Annotated in this window: 1 protein-coding gene; it reads right to left on the bottom strand. The window is 57.8% G+C overall.

The genetic code is table 11. The features are described from left to right. The coding region (locus QJ48_RS37920; RefSeq protein ID WP_337589654.1) for a radical SAM protein at nt 1–555 on the bottom strand (555 nt) is incomplete at both ends.

The raw sequence follows: 555 nt of genomic DNA, 5'->3' as shown, positions 1-555 counted from the left end.
CAGCAGCTCCTCGTCAAAACGCATAGGCGCCGTAACAAGCGTCCGCGTGCCGATACGGATGCGCTTAATGTGCTTCATTTCCGCGAAGGTCTGCAAAATGGAGGCGATCTTGTCGTTGCTGACGGCCAGCGGGTCCCCGCCCGTAATGAGCACTTCGCTAATGCCCGGGTTTGCCCGGAACCACTCGTACGCTTCCGCCAAATTATGAATCGCCGGATCGGCCTTGCCGCAGGAATCCTCCGCCAGCTCCCAGTTTCTTTGGCAGTAGATGCAGATTTGCGGACACCACAGGTAAGGCTTGACGATCGCGATCTGCGAATATCTTCGGGTCACAAAGTCGGTGGGCGAGGTGTCCATCTCGTGCATAAAATCCAGCTCTTCCTTCGGGAGCAGCCTGGCTTCCAGCATTTTGTCCAGATAGATCCGGTTCGGAATGACCTGCGCCCGCAGACTCCGGTCGTGCCGATGCCGGTCCGCCTTGGGGTCGGGGTCCATCAAAGACAGGTAAAACGGTGTGATCTCGCAAGGAATCCCCTGTGCCATCGCCGCATCGAT

It is taken from the genome of Paenibacillus sp. A3, from assembly GCF_001399685.1.
Taxonomy (GTDB): domain Bacteria; phylum Bacillota; class Bacilli; order Paenibacillales; family NBRC-103111; genus Paenibacillus_G.
Note: the sequence above shows the minus strand (reverse complement) of the source record. Positions and strands in the feature narration are given on the sequence as shown.